This window comes from Seonamhaeicola sp. NFXS20, assembly GCF_049132085.1.
GTDB lineage: Bacteria > Bacteroidota > Bacteroidia > Flavobacteriales > Flavobacteriaceae > Seonamhaeicola.
Map to the genome: position 1 here is coordinate 205,403 of NZ_JAFMPU010000002.1, position 26,191 is coordinate 231,593.

The 26,191-nt window shown below is 30.1% G+C and carries 27 protein-coding genes; 10 read left to right on the forward strand and 17 right to left on the reverse strand.

Features of this window, described 5'->3' with window-relative positions; translation table 11 throughout:
* Positions 1-11: 11 nt before the first annotated feature.
* The 10 genes from proB to J1D01_RS04105 all read right to left on the reverse strand — a co-directional run bounded on the left by proB (position 12) and on the right by J1D01_RS04105 (position 8,515).
* The gene (proB, locus tag J1D01_RS04060; protein ID WP_372937312.1) at positions 12-782 is read right to left on the reverse strand and encodes a glutamate 5-kinase; all 771 of its coding nucleotides are present in this window, start codon (positions 780-782) and stop codon (positions 12-14) included.
* A 2-nt stretch (positions 783-784) separates the two neighbouring features.
* The gene (gene proC / locus J1D01_RS04065) at positions 785-1,591 is read right to left on the reverse strand and encodes a pyrroline-5-carboxylate reductase (RefSeq protein WP_421149923.1); all 807 of its coding nucleotides are present in this window, start codon (positions 1,589-1,591) and stop codon (positions 785-787) included.
* Between the two features lie 25 nt (positions 1,592-1,616).
* Positions 1,617-1,808 (reverse strand): hypothetical protein, encoded by a 192-nt coding sequence (locus tag J1D01_RS04070; RefSeq protein ID WP_372937314.1) that lies wholly within the window; start codon positions 1,806-1,808, stop codon positions 1,617-1,619.
* 5 nt (positions 1,809-1,813) lie between these two features.
* Positions 1,814-2,260 carry a GNAT family N-acetyltransferase gene (locus J1D01_RS04075; RefSeq protein WP_421149924.1) on the reverse strand — a complete coding sequence of 149 codons (447 nt, stop codon included), beginning with the start codon at positions 2,258-2,260 and terminating at the stop codon, positions 1,814-1,816.
* Between the two features lie 353 nt (positions 2,261-2,613).
* Positions 2,614-3,387 carry a nucleoside triphosphate pyrophosphohydrolase gene (gene mazG, locus J1D01_RS04080; protein ID WP_421149925.1) on the reverse strand — a complete coding sequence of 258 codons (774 nt, stop codon included), beginning with the start codon at positions 3,385-3,387 and terminating at the stop codon, positions 2,614-2,616.
* Positions 3,388-3,600: 213 nt separating this feature from the next.
* Positions 3,601-4,305 carry a response regulator transcription factor gene (locus tag J1D01_RS04085; RefSeq protein ID WP_076700602.1) on the reverse strand — a complete coding sequence of 235 codons (705 nt, stop codon included), beginning with the start codon at positions 4,303-4,305 and terminating at the stop codon, positions 3,601-3,603.
* 2 nt (positions 4,306-4,307) lie between these two features.
* The gene (locus J1D01_RS04090; protein WP_372937317.1) at positions 4,308-5,855 is read right to left on the reverse strand and encodes a sensor histidine kinase; all 1,548 of its coding nucleotides are present in this window, start codon (positions 5,853-5,855) and stop codon (positions 4,308-4,310) included.
* A gap of 112 nt (positions 5,856-5,967) precedes the next feature.
* Entirely contained in the window at positions 5,968-6,555 is a 588-nt protein-coding gene (gene coaE, locus J1D01_RS04095) for a dephospho-CoA kinase (protein ID WP_421149926.1), read from the reverse strand.
* Complete coding sequence (locus tag J1D01_RS04100) at positions 6,552-7,511, reverse strand: CdaR family protein (RefSeq protein WP_421149927.1); 960 nt, start codon at positions 7,509-7,511, stop codon at positions 6,552-6,554. The genes coaE and J1D01_RS04100 overlap by 4 nt, the downstream gene beginning before the upstream one ends.
* On the reverse strand, positions 7,511-8,515 hold the full coding sequence (locus J1D01_RS04105; protein WP_421149928.1) for a glycosyltransferase: 1,005 nt from the start codon (positions 8,513-8,515) through the stop codon (positions 7,511-7,513). The genes J1D01_RS04100 and J1D01_RS04105 overlap by 1 nt, the downstream gene beginning before the upstream one ends.
* Positions 8,516-8,970: 455 nt before the next feature.
* On the opposite strand from J1D01_RS04105, the gene msrA reads away from it, so the two are divergent.
* Both msrA and J1D01_RS04115 read left to right on the forward strand, forming a co-directional pair.
* Positions 8,971-9,633, forward strand: coding sequence for a peptide-methionine (S)-S-oxide reductase MsrA (msrA, locus tag J1D01_RS04110; RefSeq protein ID WP_421149929.1), 663 nt, complete (start codon positions 8,971-8,973; stop codon positions 9,631-9,633).
* A gap of 97 nt (positions 9,634-9,730) precedes the next feature.
* Positions 9,731-10,393 carry a hypothetical protein gene (locus tag J1D01_RS04115; protein WP_421149930.1) on the forward strand — a complete coding sequence of 221 codons (663 nt, stop codon included), beginning with the start codon at positions 9,731-9,733 and terminating at the stop codon, positions 10,391-10,393.
* 126 nt (positions 10,394-10,519) lie between these two features.
* Here the strand turns inward: J1D01_RS04115 and J1D01_RS04120 are convergent, their stop codons facing one another.
* On the reverse strand, positions 10,520-11,320 hold the full coding sequence (locus J1D01_RS04120) for a class I SAM-dependent methyltransferase (RefSeq protein ID WP_421149931.1): 801 nt from the start codon (positions 11,318-11,320) through the stop codon (positions 10,520-10,522).
* 31 nt (positions 11,321-11,351) lie between these two features.
* Between J1D01_RS04120 and J1D01_RS04125 the strand changes: the two genes are divergently transcribed.
* From J1D01_RS04125 to J1D01_RS04155, 7 genes are all read left to right on the forward strand, one after another.
* Positions 11,352-11,972 carry a hypothetical protein gene (locus J1D01_RS04125; RefSeq protein ID WP_421149932.1) on the forward strand — a complete coding sequence of 207 codons (621 nt, stop codon included), beginning with the start codon at positions 11,352-11,354 and terminating at the stop codon, positions 11,970-11,972.
* Positions 11,973-12,172: 200 nt separating this feature from the next.
* Positions 12,173-13,444, forward strand: a complete 1,272-nt coding sequence (gene kynU, locus J1D01_RS04130; RefSeq protein ID WP_372937337.1) for a kynureninase — start codon at positions 12,173-12,175, stop codon at positions 13,442-13,444.
* The gene (locus tag J1D01_RS04135; RefSeq protein ID WP_421149933.1) at positions 13,437-14,834 is read left to right on the forward strand and encodes an FAD-dependent oxidoreductase; all 1,398 of its coding nucleotides are present in this window, start codon (positions 13,437-13,439) and stop codon (positions 14,832-14,834) included. The genes kynU and J1D01_RS04135 overlap by 8 nt, the downstream gene beginning before the upstream one ends.
* Positions 14,835-14,840: 6 nt before the next feature.
* Positions 14,841-15,623, forward strand: a complete 783-nt coding sequence (locus J1D01_RS04140; RefSeq protein ID WP_421149934.1) for an SDR family oxidoreductase — start codon at positions 14,841-14,843, stop codon at positions 15,621-15,623.
* Between the two features lie 122 nt (positions 15,624-15,745).
* The gene (locus J1D01_RS04145; protein WP_421149935.1) at positions 15,746-16,276 is read left to right on the forward strand and encodes a 3-hydroxyanthranilate 3,4-dioxygenase; all 531 of its coding nucleotides are present in this window, start codon (positions 15,746-15,748) and stop codon (positions 16,274-16,276) included.
* A 9-nt stretch (positions 16,277-16,285) separates the two neighbouring features.
* Positions 16,286-17,368 carry an amidohydrolase family protein gene (locus tag J1D01_RS04150; protein ID WP_421149936.1) on the forward strand — a complete coding sequence of 361 codons (1,083 nt, stop codon included), beginning with the start codon at positions 16,286-16,288 and terminating at the stop codon, positions 17,366-17,368.
* Complete coding sequence (locus J1D01_RS04155) at positions 17,368-18,015, forward strand: O-methyltransferase (RefSeq protein ID WP_372937342.1); 648 nt, start codon at positions 17,368-17,370, stop codon at positions 18,013-18,015. The genes J1D01_RS04150 and J1D01_RS04155 overlap by 1 nt, the downstream gene beginning before the upstream one ends.
* Here J1D01_RS04155 and J1D01_RS04160 read toward each other — a convergent pair.
* From J1D01_RS04160 to J1D01_RS04185, 6 genes are all read right to left on the reverse strand, one after another.
* Positions 18,012-20,294, reverse strand: a complete 2,283-nt coding sequence (locus J1D01_RS04160; protein ID WP_421149937.1) for an ATP-binding protein — start codon at positions 20,292-20,294, stop codon at positions 18,012-18,014. The two genes, J1D01_RS04155 and J1D01_RS04160, sit on opposite strands and share 4 nt — an antisense overlap.
* 147 nt (positions 20,295-20,441) lie before the next feature.
* Positions 20,442-20,729, reverse strand: a complete 288-nt coding sequence (locus J1D01_RS04165; protein ID WP_372937344.1) for a Sec-independent protein translocase subunit TatA/TatB — start codon at positions 20,727-20,729, stop codon at positions 20,442-20,444.
* A gap of 66 nt (positions 20,730-20,795) precedes the next feature.
* Positions 20,796-23,102, reverse strand: a complete 2,307-nt coding sequence (locus J1D01_RS04170) for a M1 family metallopeptidase (RefSeq protein ID WP_421149938.1) — start codon at positions 23,100-23,102, stop codon at positions 20,796-20,798.
* Between the two features lie 113 nt (positions 23,103-23,215).
* On the reverse strand, positions 23,216-23,719 hold the full coding sequence (locus J1D01_RS04175; protein ID WP_421149939.1) for a DUF6702 family protein: 504 nt from the start codon (positions 23,717-23,719) through the stop codon (positions 23,216-23,218).
* 54 nt (positions 23,720-23,773) lie between these two features.
* Positions 23,774-24,565, reverse strand: coding sequence for a hypothetical protein (locus J1D01_RS04180; protein ID WP_421149940.1), 792 nt, complete (start codon positions 24,563-24,565; stop codon positions 23,774-23,776).
* On the reverse strand, positions 24,552-25,355 hold the full coding sequence (locus J1D01_RS04185) for a carboxypeptidase-like regulatory domain-containing protein (protein WP_372936320.1): 804 nt from the start codon (positions 25,353-25,355) through the stop codon (positions 24,552-24,554). Before J1D01_RS04185 ends, J1D01_RS04180 begins: the two co-directional genes overlap by 14 nt.
* A 122-nt stretch (positions 25,356-25,477) precedes the next feature.
* Here J1D01_RS04185 and pepE point away from each other — a divergent pair, with 122 nt between their 5' ends.
* Positions 25,478-26,185: a dipeptidase PepE gene (gene pepE, locus J1D01_RS04190; RefSeq protein ID WP_421149941.1), complete on the forward strand. Its 708-nt coding sequence runs from the start codon at positions 25,478-25,480 to the stop codon at positions 26,183-26,185.
* Positions 26,186-26,191: the final 6 nt, after the last annotated feature.

Genomic DNA, 26,191 nt, shown 5'->3' on the forward strand with positions numbered 1-26,191 from the left:
CGGGATGTATCTTAAAAAGACACTTTAGTACCAACCGCTTTACCTTCTATAATATCTATTATAGTATTTTCTTCTTTTCCATTTGCAATAAAAGTAGGAATGTTATTTGCTGCCGTTTGTTGTGCATAATCTAATTTAGAGCCCATACCTCCTCTACCTTCTCCTTCTGCTTTATTACTTTCTTTAATGTATTTATCTAAATCTTCATTAGGTTCAACATTCTTTATTAAATTGCTATTTTCTTCTTCTGGGTGTCCTGTGTAAACGCCGTCTATATCAGTTAAAATAATAAGTTTATCAGCATTTATAAGTTGCGCTATTAAACTTGCCAACTCATCATTATCAGAAAACATAGACATAGTTACTGAAACAGCATCATCTTCATTAGCAATAGGAATAACACCTTCTGCTAGTAAACCTTCGCAACAATTAATCATATTTTGTCTATGAATTCCTGGGCTAAAATCTCTTTTTGTTGGTAAAACTTGTGCACATTTCATTCCATAATCATGAAAAATATTATAATAAAGTCGCATCATACGAGGTTGCCCAATAGCAGAATACACCTGACGCCTTTGTGTTTTATCTTCTATTTTAGATTTTCCTAAAACTTCTTTACCCGCTATAACAGAACCTGAAGACACTAAAATTGTCATAATATCACGTTCATAAAGTTCTGCTATTTGCCTAACCAAACCATTTAAAACAGGTCTAACAATGCGGTTGTCTTTGTTGGTCATTACATTAGTACCAACTTTAATAACTATTTTTTGTTTATACATTTTTAGTATTCTTTTCCTAATTCAATTGCGCGGTTAAATGCAGCAAAAGCGGCCTCTTTTATTAATTCATTTAGGTTATTATCGTCCATAGAATCTAATGCTGCCCGTGTTGTACCTCCTTTTGATGCTACACGTTCCATCCATGAATTTGGTGATAAATTAGACTGGTTAAATAATTCTACGGCACCTGTAAAAGTTTGACTTACTAAAACAGTAGAATCGTTTTTTGAAAATCCCATTTGAAGTGCTGCTTCCATCATACTTTGCATAAAATAAAACACATAAGCTGGCCCGCTACCAGAAATACCTGTTGATGCATCTATTAACTCTTCATTAGACACTTTTATAGACTTTCCTGTTGTATTTAAAAGACTTTCTACTGTTAGTAATTCTATACGAGACACATCATTAGATGCTACATAAGAGGTTAACCCCTTACCTATTTGTGCTGGTAAATTTGGCATTGCTCTAACAATTTTTTTTAAACCGGTTATTTCGTTAATTCTTAGAATAGATACTCCTGCCATAATTGAAATAATAATTTGCTGTGGTTTTACCAAGCCTTTAATATCTTTAAATACTTCTTCGGCATGATAAGGTTTTACTGCTATAAAAATGATATCGGCTTTGGGTACGCAGTCTTCTAAAGCATCAAATGCATCAAAATGTGCTATTTTGTTTAATACTTCAAGTTTTTCTTCAGACTTATCTAAAACCATTATATTTTTCTTTTTTAAAAGTTTGGATTTAGACATTCCCTCTGCATAGGTAAGCCCCATATTACCTGCTCCTATTACTAGTACTTTCATGTGTTTTATTTAGTATGATTTATATTTATATGAATAGCATAATATCATTACAATCTTTAACTTCTCCATAGTATGTTTCTCTGTATTTATGCAATGTTTTTATAGGTAAACCCAAAAAATATTTTTTAATGTAGGTAACCTTTGTGGTTAATTCTCCCATTTTCACTGTATGTCTTTTTTCGTATGTTGTTTTTCTTTTTACTTTTAAAATTTTCATGTTTTTTAATTTGATTTTCGTTCTAATCGCATTTCTATATTTCTTGCTTTAAAACCTTGATTTTCAAATAAACCTATTACAGGATTATCTTTATTGATGTGTATTGCTATATCTCCTTTACAATACTTTATGGTATGTTTAATTAGTTTTTTAGCAATTCCTTTTTTTCTAAAACCCTTTTTTACAGCTAAATACACTAATATATTTTCTGAGAGGTATTCATTCATACCGGTTCTGTTTACTACTACAGCTCCTAGAATTTCATTTCTATCTTCCATAACAAACACGTAACCACCTAAACCTGGTAGTTCTTTAGCAGCATACTTAATAGACTTTAGTATGGCACTTTTAGAGTCTTTAAATGTTCCAGAATTATCGTATATAAAGTTTGTGATACTATTAATATCAATTATTGATAGCCTTGAAAAGGCATCAAAGGTTTTTATAATCATTATATAATTAAGATTATGATTAAGTCTATAAAACAAATAGACCCAATAGAAAGATTTGCTAAACTAAATGATATAATTTGCTTAATACCTTAAGCAAATAAAAGTTACGCTAGTATGAATTAATACTGTAATTTATAATGCAGGAGGAATAAATTTATCTGACTGATTTCTAAAAACTAGAAAATTAAAGTTGAAGATTCTGTTATTTCTATTTTCATTTATTCCTTTTACCATACTGCAAAGCTACAAAAACAAGCCCCTAATAGCAAATTAGTAATGTTAAGATGGTTTTAAATCAATTAAAATGTAGCTTTTGGGCATTAAATACTCTTTTTTATTGGTGCTTAAAAACATTAAAGTTTTTTGGCTTCTTCCCAAAACACATCCATTTCTGCAAGCGTCATATCTTTTAATGGCTTGTTTAAAGATTTGGCTTTTTCTTCTAAATATTGAAAACGTTTTGAAAACTTTTTGTTTGTACGCTCTAGCGCGTTTTCTGGATTTATATTTAAAAATCGGGCATAATTAACCATAGAAAACATAACATCTCCAAATTCACTTTCCATAGCATCTTTATTTCCTAACTTAATTTCTTGCTGAAATTCTTGTAATTCTTCCTGTACTTTTTCCCAAACTTGTTCTGGTTTTTCCCAATCAAAACCTACGCCTGCTACTTTTTCTTGAATACGGTTAGCTTTAACCAAAGCTGGTAGACTCTTAGGAACTCCTTGAAGTACACTTTTATTTCCTTCTTTTAATTTTAAATTTTCCCAGTTACGTTTTACATCGTCTTCATTTTCAACATCAACATCAGCGTAAATATGTGGATGTCTGCTTATAAGCTTTTCACAGATTTGATTGCAAACATCGGCTATATCAAAATCATTGGTTTCACTTCCAATTTTAGAATAAAATACTATATGCAATAACACATCACCCAATTCTTTTTTTACTTCTTCTAAATTGTTATCTAAAATAGCGTCTCCAAGCTCATAAGTTTCTTCTATGGTAAGATGCCTTAGTGTTTCCATGGTTTGCTTTTTATCCCACGGACATTGCGCTCGTAATTCATCCATTATAGTTAACAATCTATCAAAAGCTTGTAATTGGTCTTGTCTGCTGTTCATGCTATTAGTTTTTTGTAAAAGTAGTATTTTTGATGAGTTTGATTAAAGAAATATATGGTTAAAGCATAACAAAATGCTTAACTGCAATTTTTTGATTTCACTAAAACATCACTTCTTGGTTTAAGGTTGAAACCAAACTTAAAAATGAAACAAAAAAAATCCAACGACACTAAGAAAATAGTGTTGTTGGATTTTATATATTGAATTTTACTATTATTCGTTTACAACAAGTCTAAAACCTTCACCATGAATGTTAAGTATTTCTACTTTTTCATCAAGTTTTAGGTACTTACGTAATTTGGCAATGTACACATCCATACTGCGCGATGTGAAATAATTATCGTCTCTCCAAATTTTTGTTAATGCTAATTCTCGTGGCATTAAGTCGTTTTCATGTAATGCCAACAAGCGTAACAATTCATTTTCTTTAGGCGATAATTTAACGGGCTCTCCACCATTAAAGCGTAAGAAACGTAGTTTAGAGTTTAAATGAAATTTACCTATTTTAAACTCAAATTGTTTACTGTCAGAAATGGTTTCTGTGGCTTTACGTTGTATTATTGCTTTTATTTTCATTAATAGCACTTCGCTATCAAAAGGCTTGTTTAAATAATCATCTGCACCTACTTTATACCCTTTTAAAACATCTTCTTTCATTGTTTTAGCGGTTAAAAATATGATAGGTACATCGGTATTTTTCTCTCTAATTTCTTTAGCCAATGTAAAACCATCTTTATAGGGCATCATCACATCTAGAATACACAAATCGAAATCGTCTTTTTTAAATTTCTCAAAGCCTTCCATTCCGTTCTTTGCATGAGTTACCTCATAATCATTCATCATTAAATAGTCTTTAAGAACGGTTCCGAAGTTAGGGTCGTCTTCTACTAATAAAATTCGTTTTTTTTGTTCTTCCATTTTTATGATATTAAGGGAAGCTTAATTATAAAAGTGCTTCCTTTTCCTTTTTCACTTTCTACTGAAACATAACCTTGATGATCATCTACAATACGTTTAACGTAAGCTAAACCTAATCCATGACCTTTTACGTTATGTATATTTCCGGTGTGTTCTCTGTAAAATTTTTCGAACACTCGTTTGGCAGCTGCTTTACTCATACCGCTACCATGATCTTTTATTTTTAGTAAAATATTGGTTCCAACATTTTCTGTATATACTTCTATTTTTGGTGCATCTGGAGAATACTTTATAGCATTATCCAGTATGTTAACTATAACATTGGTAAAGTGGGTTTCATTAGCTAAGACCGATGATTTACTAGCATCTAAAAAGGTTTTTATATAACCTTGTCTGTCTTCTACAATAAGTTGTACATGAGTAATAGCATCTTCTATTAAATCATGCAACTTTACCCTGTCTTTACTAATATTTAGTTCATTTTTTTCTAGTTTAGATATTCTTAAAACGTTTTCAACTTGAGCATGCATGCGCTTGTTTTCTTCCTTAATCATTAAAAGGTAACGTTTTACTTTGTCTTTATCATCAATTATTGCGGGATTTCTTATAGCATCTAAAGCCAAATTAATGGTGGCTATAGGTGTTTTAAACTCATGTGTCATATTATTAATGAAATCTGTTTTTATTTCAGATATCTTACGCTGTTTTATAAGCTGGTACAATGCACTTGAGTATGCTATTACTATAATGGAGGTAAATACTATTGATAGCAAAATCATGCCAATAATAGATGATAAAATAAAGCTTTTATCATTGGGGAAATTTACTAAAAGTTTATATTGACTTTGATTGTTTTCATCATAAAACACAGGTACTTTAAAAGTAGACTCTTCATTATTTTCAAAGTTTTCGCTCTGTACTTTGGTTGCTAAACCGTTTCCGTAAATGGCAAATTCAAAGTCTAAATCAATGTTATCTTCTTTTAGTTTTTTAGACAACATGTCTTCTATAACTTCTTTTGAAACCCTTTTATGAATAGGAATGGTTTTTGCCCAAGCTTTAAAATTCTTTTCAAAGTAATTTTTTTCAGCTTCTTTAATCCTACCACTATTCATGATATTAATAATAGGATTTTTACTTTTACTTAAATCTTTATCGCTTATCAAGTCATCACCTTTATAAACTTCTAAATTTGATGTTCCCGTAATTCTTTGAATTGCAACACTATCTAAACCGATGTCAAAGAGCGACGAAGTTAATTTATAGTTTTCTTCTAAAACTCCACTTCTATAAATAAGCGCTTCTTTTGTGTTATTGTTTTCTTGATAAATAAATAATTGAGAAACTGCCGTTGAATCAACTTCATTTTCTTGAGAAATTAATTTTTGGTATGTTTCAAATTTTTCATCAAGTTCATTAGTTTCTATGGTGTTAGAAACATAATAAAGCGCATTATTTACATTAAAATTAAAACGTTCTTTTTCATTTTTAACAGAATCGTTTATAAAATAAGCCTGAACGAAAATTATCCCTATTAAAGATAGACTCATTAAAATTACCAATAGGATAAATTTTCTTTTGCTCATCAATCAAAATTAACATTTTAACATTTAGCTTACCTATGTTTTAACCTTACCTTAACAAAAATGTTAAAGTCTTAAGTTAGTCATTTTTTTTTAAAAGTATTTCATGAATTCTATCCGCTTGATTTAGTGCGTTTTGTAGTTTAGTGTTTTCTATAACAAAATCTGATAGTTTTACTTTTTCTGCATCTGTCCATTGATTTTTCATAATGGCTTCTATTTTTTCTTTAGTAGTATTATCTCTTTTTAAAAGCCTTACTACCCTTATTTCTTTTGGGGCTGTTACAGTTATAACAAAATCACATAGCTTATACCCTCCGTTCTCAAACAAAATAGCTACTTCTTTAATTACGTATGGTGACTCTTGTTTTAAAGTCCACTTTTCAAAATGTCTTGCTACTCTAGGGTGTACAATAGCATTCATTTTTTGTAAATACGACTTATCATTAAAAATAATATTAGCAATAAAGGGCTTATTGAGTTTACCATTAACGTAAGCTTGCTCTCCAAAAAGCTTAATAAGTTTTCGTTTAATAACTTTAGACTTGTTCATTAGCTTTTTAGCTTCTTCATCGGCAATATAAACTGGAACTCCTAAACTTTTAAAATGTTTAGCAACTGTAGTTTTACCACTCCCTATTCCTCCTGTTAATCCAACAATAATCATTTTGTAATTATAAATTCTATTTGATGCTGGTTGATTTTGGCATTTTTAACTATGCTTGGATATGAAACCAATTCTGGAACCAAAACCGATTGATTACTTGTTATTTTTGCATAATCACAAACCACATTAAAGTCATTAATTTTTATAGTATTAAAGTTATTTAGACTTACATAATAAGATACGTTAACCTCTTTAGGAAAATATTTTAAATTAACCCCCTCTGGAATATTAATAACTTTAACAGGTATTTTTAAAGTTCCCTCTGTGAATTTTTCTACAGTTGCTTTTAAGTTTACAGAGGTATTAGAAAACTTTAAATCTGAACTGTTATCTGGCAGTTGTATTGGGGCTTTTTCATTTAAATTGGTTCTTATATCATTTAATACAATTTCTTTAGTCTCTAAATATTCTATTTTAGAAACCAAAACATGCGGGCCAATTACTGTAATAGAATCTGGCTCTAACAAAATAGGATTATTAGTGCTATAACCTGCGCTAAATTTTATATTACCATTTAACTTTACTGGAACTTTTTTTACCATATTAACATCATATCTAAAAATTAAGGTATCTGGAGAGATGCTTAATATTTCTACTTGTTTGTCAAATTGGGTATTATTTAAATACGCTTTAGATTTATTGTATATGTATTTTGAGTCTTTTTTGGTTACATCTTTAGAAAAATCAATAGTTACTTTAGGTTTTTTAAAGTAATAATTAAGCCATTTAAAACCATGTGTTTTAAGTGTTATATCTAATGTTGCAGAATCATTTAAAATAACTTGTTCTTGAGGAACATTTACTTTATCTATTCTAAATGAAATTGTATTGGTATAATCTTTTGATAACTTAGAAAAAATTAAAATTATAAATGAAAACAGCAAGAATAACAAAAAAACATTGATTCTTTTATTCTTGATGGATTTTGATATTTCTGATTTTATTTTTTTTATCATTACCGCTTAAAAAACAATTTTGGGAAATACGTTTCTGGGTTTTTATTTAAAACACTTACAGCCCAAGTAGATTTTAAAAACCCATATCCATACCCTGCAAATTGAATACAAATTGCTACTATAGCTTGTATAGAAACTATTAAACTTTTTGTATTTATTGTAGCCAATACAAAAGCCAATACAAAGTACAATAAATATAAATAAAAGAGCCACTTTAAATTGAACAAAAAGAGCACCAAAGCCAACACAAAACCAACGCAAAACACAGTTGGAAACCAATAAGTTATTTTTTTAGTAGAAGGATGCCATTTGTTTAAAATGGGTCTTACCAGTCCAAATTTATTAACTTGAGTATAAAATTTAGACCATGAAATTCTGCGTTTATGATATACTTTAGCCCCTGGAATGAGTTTGGTTTTAAAACCTAAATTCCAAAGCCTAATAGATAAATCGGGATCCTCACCAGGGTGAATACGTCCAAAACCTTTTGAAGCATTAAACGCCTTTTTTGAAATACCCATATTAAAACTTCTAGGTTGAAAAGTGTTTACACTACTTTTATTTCCTCTTATACCACCCGTTGTAATAAATGAGGTCATTGAAAAATTAATAGCTTTTTGAAGATTGGTAAACGATTCATGGGCTGCGTCTGGACCACCAAAACAATCTACATAGTTTTCTGTTAAACTTTTTTCAACCTCTGTAAGGTAGTTTTGGGGTAAAATAACATCGCTATCTAGTATAATAAAGTAATTGCCTTTTGCCTTTTGCATGCCGTAATTACGTGAATCTCCCGGACCTGAATTTTCTTTAAAATAGTATGATATATTCAATCTTTCATTAAATAGCTCTACTACTTTTTTTGAAGTAATTGATGAGCCATCTTCAACAATTACAATTTCAAAAGTTGTATTGGTTTGTAGCTCCTTAAAACTTTGTAAAAGTTCTTTAATTTCATCGGGTCTGTTATATACCGGAATTATAAATGAATACTGTAATTGCATGTAACGTTTAAGTTGTGTCTTTGCGTTAGGGATTGCAGCAAGTTACCATGTAACGCGGAAAGCCCGACCTGAAAGGTAACGCCCAAAAATATTTTTTATTTATAATAAATTGAATCTTCCTAAAAAATAGGTTAATAGCTTTAATAAAATTTAATTTATCTAGAGAAGTTTCTTTCTCTGTTTTTTGTGCATAAAGTTAGGGGTTTTCTTGTTAAGACTCAAATGAAGTCTTTTGTTATTATAGGCTTATATAGGTATTGCTTTCTACAGTAAGAATAATGTATCTATTCTTTGCATTATTTATATTCTATTTACTTTCTTGATAAGTTGATTTTGCAACATTTATTTATAGACTAAACACCATAAAATTTTAAACCTTAACTTTTTCAGAGGATTTTTTTTTGCAATAAGTTTGTTAAGGTCACAAAGTTTTAACGTCTTAAATAAAAAAAATTATGAAAAACTTAATAGCTCTTTTAATTATCACTATATGCTTTAACTGCAAAAACAATGCACAAACAAATAAAAAGCAAGAAAATGTTATTAACGCTAAACCTGTTGAAGTTCCAATACAAAACGGAAAAGCTAGAGCCTATTTTGCTAGTGGATGTTTTTGGTGCGTAGAAGCCATTTATGAAAGTGTTAAAGGTGTAGAAGAATCAATATCTGGTTATGCTGGCGGACACACAGATTTCCCAACTTACGAGGCCAGTAATACCGGACGCACAGGGCATGCCGAAACTGTTGAAATAATTTACAACCCCAGTATAGTGAGTTTTGAAACTCTGGTAGATGTGTATTTTGCATCACAAAACCCAACACAGGTAAATGGCCAAGGTCCGGATCATGGCTCACAATACCGTTCTATTATTTTTTACCAAAACGAAGCGCAAAAACAAATTATTTTAAAAAAGAAAGCAGCCTTAGCTAAAAAATTAAATGCTAAAATAGCCGCAGAAGTATATCCATTCCAAAAATTTTGGATAGCCGAAGATTACCATCAAAATTTTGAACGCTTACACCCAAACCACCCCTATATTCAAGGCACATCAATACCACGTTTAAATAAGTTTAAGTCTAAATTCCCTAAAGAATTACTTAAAGAAGAAGCTCATTAAATTCATTTTGTTTTGTAGGATTTTCGCTATATTAGTTTAACGACTGATTTGAGTTGTTAAAACAACTCATATTATTAAAGTTAGTTATAAGCTAAAAATGAAAAATCCGAATTCCATATTTGAAAAAAAATTGAGCGAAACTTATAAGCTCTTAGTAGAATTAGAAATATTAAAAAGTGATATTCAACATTTATCAAATACAGAAAAAGAATATTTTAAAATTGCTGTAGATAAATCAAAATTTCTTTATAGAACATATTTTAATTCAGTAAAAATTTTAGTCTTGGACATTCATAAAATATTGAATCCAGAGGAGCATTTTAGCTTAAAAAAGACCATCAATTTTGCAAAATCCAATATCAATAAAATTGAATGGAATAAACAAATGACTCAAACTGATTTGAGCCAAATAGAGTTTCAAATAGATGATTTAATTGAACGCAATCTTGAAAAGGTAAAAAAATTAAGAAATAAACAATATGCTCATCTAGATAAAAATAAAGATAAAATTGAATACGATTTACGGTTAATCGATGTGTATGAAACTATTGAAAAATCTGAGATAATTTATAAAAAACTTTTATCTCATTTCAAAGGATCTGATGTGATTTTCAATAAATGGAGAGAACCACCAAATGAAATAATTAGTTTATACAAATATCATAAGATAAGAAAACTGTTATTAGATAAATTTTTGAAAAATGAATGGAGTGATGATTTTGACCAAATTTGGAAAATATTAAATGAAAAGCTAACGTAGAGCACCGTATATAGTAAATAACAGAGCTTGTACATAAACCCAAATTTGATATATTTAGCTTGTTTATGGTAAAAATTAATCTTTATTTTGCCTGCTAATGCCATATTCAACACGTTAACAAATCACCTAAATAACACTAGCCTTAATTTCAAAAATTAAAGGATACAATTTATCTTTAGTTTCAAAGAGTCCTTTTTCAGTTTTAACTAAATTTGGCAGTACATTATAAGGACTTTCATAATATTCTTTTAAATACTCAATATGCAATCCTGCTTCGGTTAAAGCAGAAACTACTTCACCTAAACCATGATTCCAACCATATTCTTTACTAATCATCTTAGAGGCTTCATTTGCATATGTACCTTGGTATTCTTCATAAATAACATCTTTTTGCATGTAGCCATACTTCATAATTGGTTTATCATTTAAATAATCAAACATCCAAACTATTGGGTGAAATTCTGCCATATAAAACACGCCTCCTTTCTTAAGTTTTTCGGCAATCATTTGTCCCCAAGGTTTTAAATCTGGTAACCAACCAATAACACCATAACTTGTAAAAACAATATCAAAAGTATCTTTTACATATTCTGAAGTATCAAGCACATTGCAACAAACAAATTTAGCGTCTAAATTTAATTCAGTATTTAAAGATTTTGCAAGTTTAATACCCTCATCACTTAAATCTACTCCAGTACATTTAGCTCCCATCCTACTCCAACTTAAGGTATCTTGCCCAAAATGACATTGTAAATGCAATAAAGACTTGTTTTTCACATTTCCTAACGCATGCAACTCATAAGGCATTAATGATGTTTTTCCTTTTTTAAAAGCCTCTAAATCATACATGTCACTTTTGGCATGTACTTTAACTTTTTCATTCCAAGTAGCCTTGTTAGTTTTAAAATAATGTTCGGTATTACTCATGTTAATTATATATTTACAGAAATTCTAAATTATGAAAAACTTTTGTTTTGCTTTTATATTATTGATTTTAGGCTTTTCTTGTCAAAAAGAACCAACCGTTACTCAAAAAATAGCCAAAGCCCATGGATTTGAAAATTGGGATAAGGTTACCAATATGTCATTCACTTTTGGTGAAAAAAGAAGTTGGAAATGGTCTGTAAAAACCAATGACATCATTTTAACTACAAAAGAAGACACTATAAGCTATAACCAAACATTAGTAGATAGCACTTCTTTAACGGTAGATCGTGCCTTTATAAATGATAAATTCTGGCTTTTAATTCCGTTTCAACTAGTATGGGATAAAACGGCATCAATATCTCAAATGGTAAAAGAAACATCACCAATAAACAAAACAATAATGAATAAAATAACAATAACCTACCCAAACAATGGTGGCTACACCCCTGGTGATGCTTACGATATTTTTTTTGATGATGATTATATTATTAGAGAATGGGTTTTTAGAAGAGGAAACACTAAAGAACCTTCTTTAATTAACACCTTTGAAAACTACCAAAATTTTAACGGCATTAAAATTGCATTAAACCATAAAACTCTTGATGGTAAGCAGGTTGCACAACTTAAAAATATTACAATTAATTTAAAATAATTTTACTTCTAGCTGTAAGGTTAACATCTAAATACCGTCTAATAACGTATATAAAGAAAAATATAATTTTTCCGCATTAGCGTCTATATATATCAAAGCGCATCAATCAATGGTTGGTGCGCTTTTTCATTTGTTTTTTGTACTGTTTCTTTCTAACTTTATATTGCTTATTTTTGTTAATAACCGAAAACTAAAACACCTTGTCTACTTATAAATTAGGTCTAGATTACGCTTTAAAACTTGACCAAAATGACCCAATAGCACATTTTAGAAATAAATTTCATATCCCTAAAAATAAAGAAGGAAATGAACTTATTTATATGACGGGCAACTCTTTAGGACTTCAACCCAAACAAACCAAAGCCTATGTAAATCAAGAACTTGAAGATTGGGCTAATTTAGGTGTTGAAGGGCATTTTGAAGCCAAAAATCCGTGGTTATCATACCATGAGTTTTTAACTAAAAGTATGGCTAAAGTGGTTGGAGCAAAACCCATTGAAGTGGTGGTAATGAATACACTTACTGCTAACCTTCATTTTATGATGGTTTCATTTTATAAACCCACAAAAACACGTTATAAAATTCTTATTGAAAGTGATGCCTTTCCTTCTGATAAATACGCCGTAGAATCACAATTACGCCATCACGGATTTGATGATAAAGAAGGGCTTGTTTTATGGAAACCTAGAAAAAACGAAGAACTGCTTCGCTATGAAGATTTAGAAAATATTTTAAACCAACATGGTAACGAAATAGCACTAATATTGATTGGTGGTGTTAATTATTATACTGGTCAGTTTTTCAATTTAAAACGCATTACAGAACTTGGGCATAAACATGGTTGTATGGTGGGGTTTGATTGTGCTCATGGCGCAGGTAACGTTAAACTTAACTTACATGATTCTGGAGCAGATTTTGCTGTTTGGTGTTCCTATAAATATTTAAATTCTGGTCCTGGAAGTTTAGCCGGATGCTTTGTACATGAAAAACATGCTTATAAAAAAGATTTAAACCGTTTTACAGGTTGGTGGAGCCATAACAAAAAAACACGTTTTAAAATGCGTGATGAATTTGATCAACTACCAGGTGCTGAAGGTTGGCAATTAAGCAATCCGCCTATTTTATCTATGGCAGCTATAAAAGCTTCTTTAGATTTATTTGACGACGTAGGATTTGATAAACTTGTGGAAAAATCTAAAAAATTAACAGGTTACTTAGAGTTTTTACTGAAAAATTTAGGAGAAGATGTTATACAAATTATAACACCACAATCCCCTGAAGAACGGGGTTGCCAATTATCTATTCAGGTTAAAAAAGCCGATAAAGCATTACACAACAAATTAACCAAAGCTGGTGTGATAAGTGATTGGCGAGAGCCTGATGTCATTCGTTGTGCTCCAGTTCCCTTATATAATTCTTTTAAAGATGTTTATAATTTAGTTGAACGATTGAAAGGTATTTTAAATGCATAAAAAACAAAACATTCTTATTATAGGCGCAGGTTTATGTGGCTCCTTATTAGCCTTACGTTTAGGTCAACGCGGTTTTAATGTTACCGTTTTTGAAAAACGTCCAGACCTTAGAAAAGTTAATATTTCGGCAGGTAGATCTATAAATTTAGCATTTTCTAATCGTGGCAATAAAGCCATGAAACTGGTTGGTTTAGAAAGCAAAGTAAAACAACTTTGCATCCCCATGAATGGACGAATGATTCATGACATTCATGGCAATACGTTTCAATCAAATTATAGCGGTAAAGACCATGAATACATCAACTCCATTTCTAGAAGAGATTTAAACGCCCTCATTTTAAATGAAGCCGAAAAGCATGAAAATGTAAATATTTATTTCAATAAAAAATGTAAATCGGTAAACTTTGAAAAAACAACAGCTCTTTTTAAAGATAATCAAACAAAAAATGAGTTTATTGAAGATGCCGATGTAATTATTGCCACAGATGGTGTGGGTTCTATAATGCGTAAAAGTTACTATTTAGGTAAAAAATTCTTGTTTAGTTTTTCGCAAAACTATTTAACTCATGGGTACAAAGAACTGAGTATATTACCTAAGTTAAATGGTGAATATAAAATTCATAAAAATGCACTTCATATTTGGCCCCGTGGTAGTTTTATGCTCATTGCATTGCCAAATTTAGACGGTAGTTTTACAGTTACCTTATTTTTAAGTTATAATGAGGGCAAATATAATTTTAGCAATCTAACAACAAAAGCTAAGGTTTTAGAATTTTTTCAAAAAGAGTTTCCAGATGCATTAGCTGTAATGCCCAATTTATTAGACGATTTTTTTACCAATCCAACATCGCCTTTGGGCACTATAAAATGTTCTCCCTGGCACTATAAAGGTAATACACTTTTAATGGGTGATGCAGCTCATGCCATTGTGCCTTTTTACGGTCAAGGCATGAATGCTGCTTTTGAAGATGTGGTGGTATTTGATACTATTTTAGACCAACATAAAAACAATTGGGAAACTATTTTTAAAGCCTACGAAAACGCCAGAAAAAAAGACACCGATGCCATTGCAGATTTAGCTATAGATAATTTTCATGAAATGAAAGATCACGTAGCTAATCCGATATTTCAAGAAAAACGCAAAATAGAAATGGCTTTAGAAAAGGAGTTTCCAGAAGATTATGCATCAAAATATAGTTTAGTAACTTTTAATGAAAACACAGGTTATAGAGAGGCTATGCTAAAAGGACGCGCGCAAGATAAAGCCATTTTAAATATGTTAGCTGATAATAGCATTTCAATAACAGACAACATAAACATTATTTTAGAAAAAGTTAAAAAAGAAACCGAAGCTATTTTAGAAGACGATAGAATTGCTGGACTTAAATAAAATACTATGAATTTAAACTTAAATAACAAAAATGCCCTAGTATGTGGTAGCACACAAGGAATTGGTAAAGCTACCGCTATTGCATTAGCCCAAGAAGGCGTTAATGTAACTCTTGTTGCTAGAAATAGAGAGAAATTAAAAGCGGTTTTAACAGAATTACCTCAGCATAGAAATCATAGTTATATAGTTGCTGATTTTTCTAAACCTAGAGAATTACAAGAACAGGTTATAAAGTTTATTGACAAAAATTACGGATTTCACATTGTTGTAAACAATACAGGTGGCCCTAGAAGTGGTGATATTTTAAATGCTAGCTTAGATGAATTTGAAAACGCCTTTACCATGCACATTAAGTGCAATCATGTATTAGCCCAAGCTACCATTCCTTTTATGAAAAAGGAAGGATTTGGTAGAATTATTAATATTATTTCAACCTCTGTTAAAGAACCCATTCCTATGTTAGGAGTAAGTAATACCATTAGAGGCGCAGTGGGTAATTGGAGTAAAACTTTATCTACCGAAGTAGCATCATTTGGTATTACAGTAAATAATGTGCTACCCGGGTTTACTGAAACTGAACGACTCAATGAAATTATTAAAATTAAAGCCACTATTGAAGAAAGAACGCCTGATGAAATGGCACAAATAATGAAAAATTACACACCGGCAAAACGATTTGCTAAACCCGAAGAAGTAGCCAATGCTGTGGTTTTTTTAGCTAGTGATTGCGCTGCTTATATTAACGGAATTAACATACCCATTGATGGTGGAAGAACAAAAAGTTTGTAACTTTAAACATAGCAAATATTTGCGTGAAGGATTGAGGTATTGTTGAAGCTCTTTTTGTTTTAATACAAAAAAGCGACTACCGAAAGCCTGACCTGAAAGGGCACGCCAAAACACAAAAAATTATGAGTAAAAGTAAATTAGTTTCTCCTATAAATTTTAAAGCTTGGATTGATGAAAACCGCCACTTATTAAAACCTCCAGTAGGTAATAAATGTGTGTGGAAAGATGGAGAATACATTGTTATGGTGGTTGGAGGTCCCAACAACAGAAAAGATTACCATTATAACGAAACCCCAGAGTTTTTCTATCAAATAGAAGGTAATATGGTGCTTAAAATTATGAACAACGGGAAACCCGAAGATGTTCATATTAAAGAAGGCGATATATATTTGTTACCTGCAAAAGTACCACACTCACCACAACGTAGTGCCAATACCGTTGGTTTGGTAATAGAATATCCGAGGTCTAAAAAAATGAAAGACGCCCTAGAATGGTATTGCGAAAACTGTGATAATTTACTGTACCGTAAAAAATTTAAATTAGACGATATAGAAACCGATATGCCTGTGATTTTTGATAAATTTTACAGTAATGAAAAAAAACGAACTTGCAAAAAATGCGGTACTATTATGGAACCTCCTAAGAAAGTTTAGAACAGTTTAATGAAAAAAAAACTTAGAATAAACGGTCATTCACATTTACTTCCTTACCCAGAGGAAATACCCGACTATATGCGTGAAAAAGGGATTTTTTGGGTTGATAAAGACCGAAAATACATGCTTCAAAAAGATTGGAGCAGACCTGTAACAGATTCATCATTCTTTTTACATGAGAAGCTTGAATGGATGGAGCGCAATAAAATAGACCATGCTGTAGTACTTAATCTTTCTCAACTTTACGGTAATGGTTTGCGTGTTGAGGAGATGAAAAAAGCATTGCGTTTTCAAAACGACTTTAATGCTAAAATACAACATAATTACCCCAATAAATTTACTTGCGGCTTTGTGGTACACCCTGGTTTTGTAAGAAGTGCTTGCTGGGAAATTGAACGCTGTGTAGAAGAGCATGGTTTACAATTATTATGCTTACCTACACATTATATGGACACCATTGGAACATGGCGTTGTATTTATGATGAAGAAAATGAGCCACTTTTTGAATTGGCTAATAAATATAATTTAGCTGTAGAAATTCACCCCTATGATGGTGAAAAATTTATTAAGCTAGAAAATACTGCATGGCGTTTTCATTTAATTTGGATGTTAGCGCAATGTGCCGATGCTTATCATTTTTTAACATTAAACGGCTACCAAGAAAAATACCCAAATATGCGCACTTGTTTTGCTCATGGCGGACAGTTAGCACAAATTAACTTAGGAAGACGCATTCAAGGGTTTGATGGCAGACCCGATTTATTTAAAGGCAAACACCACCCAAGAAAAGCTGTAGGACATAAAAATATTTTCTTTGACACCTTAGTACATGATACGGGCGGGTTAGAATTATTAATAAAAAACCATGGTGCTAAACAGGTACTTATGGGACTTGATGATCCCTACCCTTTAGGTGAAATGGAAAGCGACAAACAATCATCTTACCCTGGTAAAATTTTAGATTTAGCAATGAAACGACATATTTTAAACCAAGAAGAATATGATGCTATTTGGGAAGATAATGTAATACAATGGCTTTGTGGAGACAATGACACCGCTAAAGAAAAACTAATAAACAGAATTTTATCTTAATGCATTTTTTACCTGAAGAATTAGACGCTTATGTTGTAGCTCACTCTGAAAACGAACCAGAACTTTTACAACAATTAACCCGAGAAACATACCAGAAAATACTACAACCACGTATGTTAAGTGGCCATTATCAAGGACGCTTGCTAAGTATGATTTCTAAGTTGGTTAACCCCAAAAATATTTTAGAAATTGGCACTTACACAGGATATTCTGCTTTGTGTTTAGCAGAAGGCATGCAAAAAAATGGTATTTTACATACTATTGATGTTAATGAAGAATTGGTTGATTTTCAAAGAAAGTATTTTGATAAATCTAATTATGGAAATCAAATCATTCAGCATTTAGGAAATGCCTTAGATATTATACCTAAACTTGACAAAACATTTGATTTAATTTTTATTGATGCTGATAAAGATAATTACCCTAATTATTACAATATTATTATTGATAAACTAAACCTTGGAGGCATTATTTTATCTGATAATGTGCTTTGGAGTGGTAAAGTAATTGAAGAACTAAAACCCAATGACACGTCTACAAAAGCTTTACTTGAGTATAATAAATTATTAAAGGAAGACTCTAGATTAGAAACTGTGCTTTTACCAATTAGAGATGGTTTAACTATTAGCCGAAAAACTGTGATTTAAGAAACCTTTTCTAAAACATTATTATATTTTTTACTATCTTGAATACTGGACAGTATCATTTGAAAAAACTCATTATTATCAAATGGTTTGGTTAAAATACCTGTAAATCCTATACCATTATAATTCTTTTTAACATAATCAATATCAGCAGCTGTTAGTGCAATTACTGGTATTTTTTTTCCCTTTTCTCTAATGATTTTTGTTGCCTCAATACCATTCATAATAGGCATATTAATATCCATTAAAACAAGGTCAAAAGATTGATTTTCTAAAGCTTTTATAGCTTCTTTTCCGTTTTCAACCACTACACATGCGTAATTTTGCTTAATTAATAAATTTTTAGTTACTATTTGATTTATTTTATTGTCTTCTGCAATTAAAACCTTATATTTTTGCTTTAGGTCTACTAATTTACTAACCGATTCTTTAATAGTTTCTTCTAGTTTTTTGTCATTATCAATTTCTAAATCTAAATCAAAACTAATAGTGGTTCCTACACCTAATTCACTTTCAAGTACAATTTTGCCACCAAAAAGTTCTACTAATCTTTTTGTTATAGAAAGCCCTAAGCCAGTACCTTGGTAATTAGTATTACTTTCTTGATCTAATTGTTGAAAATTCTCAAAAATAGTATTAAACTTGTTTTTAGGAATTCCTTTACCATCATCTTGAATTTCAAAGTGCAATCTTACTTTATCATTACTTAAATTTAGGGTCTTTACTTTTACATAAATGTAACTGCTCTCAGTAAATTTAACACTATTCCCTATTAAGTTAATTAACACTTGAGACAATCTAACACCATCACACTTAATATATTTAGGCACACTATCATCAATGGTAGTAATTATTTTATTATTTGTTTCCTGTAATCTATATTCAAATGAGTTAACATTATTTTGTATTAGCTCTCTTAAATTTACTGTTACTTTTTTTAGCTCTAATTTTTTAGACTCTATTTTACCAAATTGTAAAACATCATTTATTAAGTTTAAAAGGTAATCTCCAGAATATTTTAAAGATTCTAACATTTTATTATCATTAGCACTTAAATTATTGTTTTTAAGTAATAATGAGGTAATACCAACCACACCATAAAGGGGTGTTCTTAGCTCATGTGTTACATTAGATATAAAATTAGATTTTAACTCAGAAGACTTTATAGCCTCATTCTTTGCGTATTCTAAAATACTATTTTGCTCTCCTAAAACTTTATTTAATTTTCTTTTTGATCTATAACCATTAAATAATAAAACTAATGTAAGAACTAATAAAACCAACGCAATTGTTATTACAAAATTTGTAGCTTTAATTTCATCTGCTTTCTGTAGAAGAAGCACTTTTTCAGTTTCTGCTAATTGAGCATCATTTTTATAATCTTCTATAAGAAACTTAGATTTGGTAATAGCTTCGTAACTAATTCTTTTATCATTAATAAATTTGCTTTTATATTTATTGTGCTCTAGTAAAGCTAAATATGCTTCTTCATTTTTACCCGATTTTGCGTATGATTCAGACAATTTATCATAAATCTTCACAAATTGGATGTTTATTTTTTTACCATTTTTTGATTTGTTTTTTTTAAGAATATCTAGTGCTTCCTTAAATTTATTTTGAGCATTATTATAAAGTTCTTTATTCAAAAAATAAACACCATATAAATAATTAAACTCACTACTTATGTACGAGGTTTTAAATTTATTATTAGCATTAATTATTTCACCTAATTTTAATAGGTTTATTAAAGCTTTATCTAAATCTGCTTTGCCAAGGTATAATTCACAAAGATTAATTCTTGATTTTAATAAAACAGACTCAAATTGCATTTTATCATATTCATTCATTCCTAGATAATTGCTATTTGAAATATATGCTAAAGCTTTTTCTAAATGATTTAATGCAATTTCTGGAGATGCTACTTCTTTTTCAAACTCACCTAAACTTAAATAAGCTTGGGCTATTAAACTCATATCATTAGAGTTTTTGGCTGCCTCTAACATATCTAAATAACTAGCTTTGGCATTGGTAAATTCTTGCATTAAGAAATATATATTTCCCAAATTATAACTAGAAATAGCTTTACCATAACTATCATCAATAGAGTCTGATAACTTTTTAGCTTTGTTAAATTCTTTAAAAGAATCTAGTATTTGTTGATTGGAATAGTGTGAAATAGCTTTTGAATTTATACTGTCAATTCTTTTGACAATATCTCTTTCACTTTGACCAAAGGCCATAACAGTGCATGCAAGAAAACATGCTAATATCTTCGGTTTCATTAGGCTAAGTATTTAAGATTTGGTAATTATAAATTTATACGCCTTCAATCTACCGAAAGAAAATAATCGTTTATACGTCTTAAAATCCGTTAAAACGTATTTTGAGTCTGATAATGCATACAATTAACTAGATAAAAAGCAGTTGTATTACAATTTACGTTTTACAGAGCCAGTAAAATCTTCTAAATCGTCTTTTACTTTATCTAACTCTTTTTTTACATCATTAGTTATACTAGTGTCTATACCGTGGTTTTCTGCAGTTTTAGTTATTTCTTGCTTAACATCGTTGGTAGCATCTTTAAGTATACGCATACCTTTACCTAAACCACGAGCAATTTCGGGTAATTTATCTGCGCCAAAAACCATAATAACTATAAAGAGTATAAATGTTATTTCTGCGCCGCTTATAAATAAAAATGTAGGTTTATATATCACAGTACAAATATAGTGAGTTGTTTATAGAATAAAAAAGCCTACTTAAAAAAGTAGACTTTTATTATATTATTGTTTTACTTTACTTTTAAATTTTTCAAATTCACTTTGTTGTTCTTTTCTTGGCCAGTTATTATTACTGGTATCAATATCGGCTGTTAACAAATTTGGATCTATAACAATACTGATTATCTCTTTTTCTGATGCTATAACTTTTGAAACCTCTTTATCATTTTTTCTCCATATTTGAGCTGGATATTTTTCGGTTTTTTTAGTTCCATCTGCATAGGTATATTCAACAATAATTGGCATTACTAAGCCTCCTGGTTTTTCAAAAGTAATATTATAAAAGAACTTAGGTGTTTTAATTTGCCTTTGTTCAGCTGGTGTAAAATTATCCATAATATACTCTTTAAGAGGTGTTGAGTTTTCTAGTAATGATTTAGTTTTCATGTCTTCTGAAAAATCTTCACCTCCTTCTTCAACTAAATATACTAATGGTGGTAAATCATTTATATTTCCTCCTCTTTCATTTACTAAATCTTTAATAAACTTATTTGGTTTTGATGATACATAAAATTTCTTTACATCTTTTATACCTATATCTACCCAGTCTGTAGTGTAAAACCAACCTCTCCAGAACCAATCTAAATCTACTGCCGAGGCATCTTCCATAGTTCTAAAGAAATCTTCTGGGGTTGGGTGCTTAAACATCCATCTATTAGCATATTCTTTAAAAGCATAATCAAATAATTCATGCCCCATAATTGCTTCTCGTAAAATATTTAAAGCTGTTGCTGGTTTTCCGTAGGCATTGTTTCCAAATTGATATGTGTTTAAGCCTTTAGTCATTATAGGTGCCATGTAATCTTGATTTCCTCTCATATAAGGCACAATTAAATGAGCTGGTCCTCTATCTGATGGAAATTTATCATGCTGTGGCGATAATGCTTCGGGGTATTTTTCACCAAAATCTTGTTGGGCTAAATATTCTAAAAAGGTATTTAAACCTTCATCCATCCATGTCCATTGACGTTCATCACTATTCACAATCATTGGGAAAAAGTTGTGTCCTACTTCATGAATGATAACTCCCATCATACCGTATTTTACGCGGTCATTGTAAGTTCCGTCTTCTTTAGGTCTGCCATAGTTCCAGCAAATCATTGGGTACTCCATTCCTTGTTGTTTAGCATGTACAGAAACTGCTTTATGGTATGGATAATTAAAGGTCATTCTTGAATAGGTTTCTAGGGTACTAGCAACAGCTTTAGTAGACCATTCTTCCCATAGAGGATTTCCTTCTTTAGGGTAAAGAGATACAGCCATTACATCTTTATCTCCAATTTTAACCGCCATCATATCCCAAATAAATTTTCTTGATGTAGCAAAACCAAAATCTCTAACATTTTCAGCTTTAAATTTCCAAGTTTTTGTTTGTTTAGAAAATCCTTTTTCTGCAGCCTCTGCTTCTTCTTGAGTTACAATAAAAACAGGTTTTTTATATGATTTTTTTGCTGCTTCATAGCGTTTCATCATTTCTTTAGAAAAAACTTCTTTTCTGTTTAAAAGTTTTCCTGTAGCCTCCATAATATGATCTGCAGGAACGGTAATATCTACTTCATAATCTCCAAATGGTAGCGCAAACTCATCGCGTCCCCAAAATTGAGAGTTTTGCCAACCTTCTACATCATTATATACTGCCATTCTTGGAAAAAACTGTGCTATAACATAGGCTCTATTACCATCTTTTGGAAAATACTCATAACCAGAACGTCCGTTTTCTTTTACATGATCATTTATATTATACCACCACCTAATTGAAAAAGTAAATTTATCTCCTGTTTCAAGTGGTTCTGGCAATTCTACCCGCATCATGGTTCTGTTAATCATATATGTTAAAGGTTTATCATTAACATCTACTACTTTTTGTATATTAAAACCTCTTTCTAAAGGTTTTTTCATGAACTTAGAGGCAAATTCATTTGGTCTCATTACAGGCCTCACATTACTTTCTTCTATTAAGGGTGATTTTGAATCTTTAGCCCGTACATTTTGATCTAATTGCACCCAAAGGTATTTTAATTGGTCTGGAGAGTTATTAGTATAAGTAATAGTTTCATAACCAGCAATTCTAGCATTTTTATCGTCTAAAACAATATCCATTTTGTAGTCTGCTTGTTGCTGATAATAGGCGCTACCTGGAGCTCCTGATGCAGATCTGTACATATTTGGTGTTGCAAACTCATCATACAACTGCTTAAATTTGTTATTGTTGGTATGCCCAGTTTTAACTTGTTCTTTTTCTTGAGCCTGGGTAAAAACAGCTGTAGACACAAAAACTACAGACAATAAATAATACTTTAGTCTTTTCATTACTGAATTTTATGTTTTTTACTAGAAAAAGGTTACTATTTGCAAATAATAAACCTTTTCTTTATTTAAAAAGTGAACGAAATTAAGGATTTTAAGTAAAGATTAACGTGTTTTTAATTAAAATTTAACACCACTGTATCGTTCTGAGATACTAATATGAAACTCTTTTGTTTAGAGTTTATATTAGTTTTTATAATGTTTTGTTGGTCTTCAAACATATCAAACAAAACTTTGTTACTTATTTCAAAAGATGTTATGCTTTCTATATTTTTAATTTCAAGATAACATTTTACTATATCTAAATTGTACTCTTTACCAACAAACTTAAAATTAGCTTCCTCCCCGTTAATCTTTATTTTTAATTTATTTCTCAAGTATTTTTCAATATATATATTGGTTTCTTTAACGTATTGAGAATCATCTATAATTATAGAATTATTGTACCTTTTACGTAGTACATTTTCTAAATCATCTATGAATATTCTTGAGATAATTTGGACTGATTTTTCTTCTTCTACATACTCTATTTGGGTAACACTAATGTAATATTTATGAATACTTGTAAATGCAATTAAAGGAATTATTAAAAAGAAAAAAAATGGTTTAAAATGCTGCATTTATTAATTTTTTGCTAATGTAAACAGATTTTCAAAAAGTGTTCCAAAAAAAGATTAATCATCAGTAGATTGAAGGTTTTTCTTGTATTGATGTAGTTTTTCTTTTAAATATTGAAATACTTCTAAATCTGATTTCCCTTTACATCGGTTAGTAAAATTTGGGTCTTCTTTACAGAAGTAGAAAAAATCTGCTCTATATTCTTCATCTAACGGGTAATTAATAAAAAAATCTTCTGGTAAGTTGGATTTTATTTTTCTTAATAAATCTTCTTGTGTCTCTAGTTCTACTCTTTTTTTAAGCATTTTTGTTCTACCTGTAATAGCATTAATTATAGGTAAAATTGAAACCGAACCACCAAAACCAACTGAAGGGTTAAAACTTGCTGCTTCATCTAAACGTCTTTCACTTTGGGTAGCAGGTTTTCCGGTGTATCCTGGTATTCCTACATCATAAAAATTGATAGGTGTGTCTGTTTCTGCATTTTCAATGTCTGATAACAAATCGCCTGTAAGGACTTTACCTACCACAACCTCATCTAATTCATTTATCTGCTCATCTAGTTGAACCAACATAGTTTTTGATACCATAACACCTTTTGAAACAACTACATTTTTAACCCCTTGCTGAATAGATGAAAATTGAAGTGTATCATTAACCTTTGCCATTATTTTAAAGGCTCCTGCTTGGTTTGTTATGGTAAATGTTTGGGCTGTTTTATTAATTACATGAATATTTTCTACATCTGCTTTACTAATAACTTTTCCGGAAATTTCAACAGATTGCGAGAATATCAGATTGAAGAAGAACAAACAAAATAAAAGTAAAAAATAATTACTCTTTTGCATACTTATCTTTTAAGAACTGCTGACTTTTTTCGTATAAGAACTGCAAACACTTAATTTCATTTCCTTTTTTAAGAAGTTCTTTATCAAGATTATGCCCCTCTACATAGGCTACAAATTTTTCTACATCTTCTAAAGGAATTTCAAATACCTTACTTATATATTCATACGAATAAATATCAACTAATTCAATTGGTTTCTCAAACGTAAAACTTTCAGGATTTTTATATTTTTTATCTTTTGCTCCAAAAATTAATTTAGAAATTTTCTTTAAATCAAACCCATTGTACAACTCACCTTTATTAGTTCTAGATTTTAAGTCTGCCTCAATAGCTTTAGCATCATATTTTTTATCATCATAATATTCAAAATCAACATTCATACTACCCATATCTAAAAGAATAGGTTTTAAGTAATTAACATTAGCTATATCTGTGGCAATATTTCCAGAAAGCCCTGAAGAAATTAAAACGGCATCTAATTTATTAATCTGCTCTACTAAATGAATTTTTAGTTTTTTTGAGCTTATTACATCTTCAGTAATAGTAATTGAAATTGCTTTAAATTGAAGGGCTGAAATTTGAATGATATCATTAAGAGCTACTTCCATAGTAAACTCTCCTTTTTTATCTGTAATAGTCCCTATGGTCGAAGAGGTATTAAAAACAGTTACTCCCTCAACATCGTTGGCTTCGGCATAAATTTTTCCTTGAACTTCTACTCTATCTATATTTTGTGCTTCAACAAAAAAAGTGATTAACAATAAACTAGATAAAAAAATTACTTTCTTCATATGGTTTGGTTTGAATTATAAAGTTCGGTTTATTATCTTAATTAAATTTAAAAATGGTTCTAAACTTTTGTTAAATCATAGAATTAACTAGTTTTACCTAAATACCTTATTTTACAAAACAAATGAAAAACATTCTTATTGCTAGTACCTCAACCATTCACGGCAGTGGTTACTTAGAATATATTTTAGATGAACTAGCTATTTTCTTTAAAGATACTGAAGAAATTTTATTTATCCCATATGCAAGACCAAGTGGTATTTCTTATGATGACTACACAAAAACTGCTAAAAATGCCTTTAAAAAAATAAATAAAAAAGTAAAAGGCATTCACACCTATAACAACCCTGCTGAAGCTATAAAACAAGCCAAAGGTATTTTTGTAGGTGGCGGTAATACCTTTGTTTTAACTAATAACCTTTATAAAAATAATTTAATTAATGCATTACAAAAAGCTGTAAATAATGGCACACCTTATTTAGGTACTAGTGCAGGCAGTAATATTTGTGGGTTAACCATTAAAACAACCAACGACATGCCTATTGTATACCCACCAAGTTTTGATGCTTTAAAATTAGTTCCTTTTAACATTAACCCACATTATTTAGACCCTGATAGCAATAGTAAACATATGGGTGAAACTAGAGAAACTAGGATAAAGGAATTTCATTATTTTAATACCCCTCCTGTTGTTGGTTTAAGAGAAGGTAGTTGGTTACATGTAAAAAATGATTCTATTCTTTTAAAAGGAAAACTAACTGCAAGAATTTTTAAGGTAAATGAACTACCTTATGAAGTTGAACCTGGCACAGAACTAAATAACTTAAAATAAAAAAGT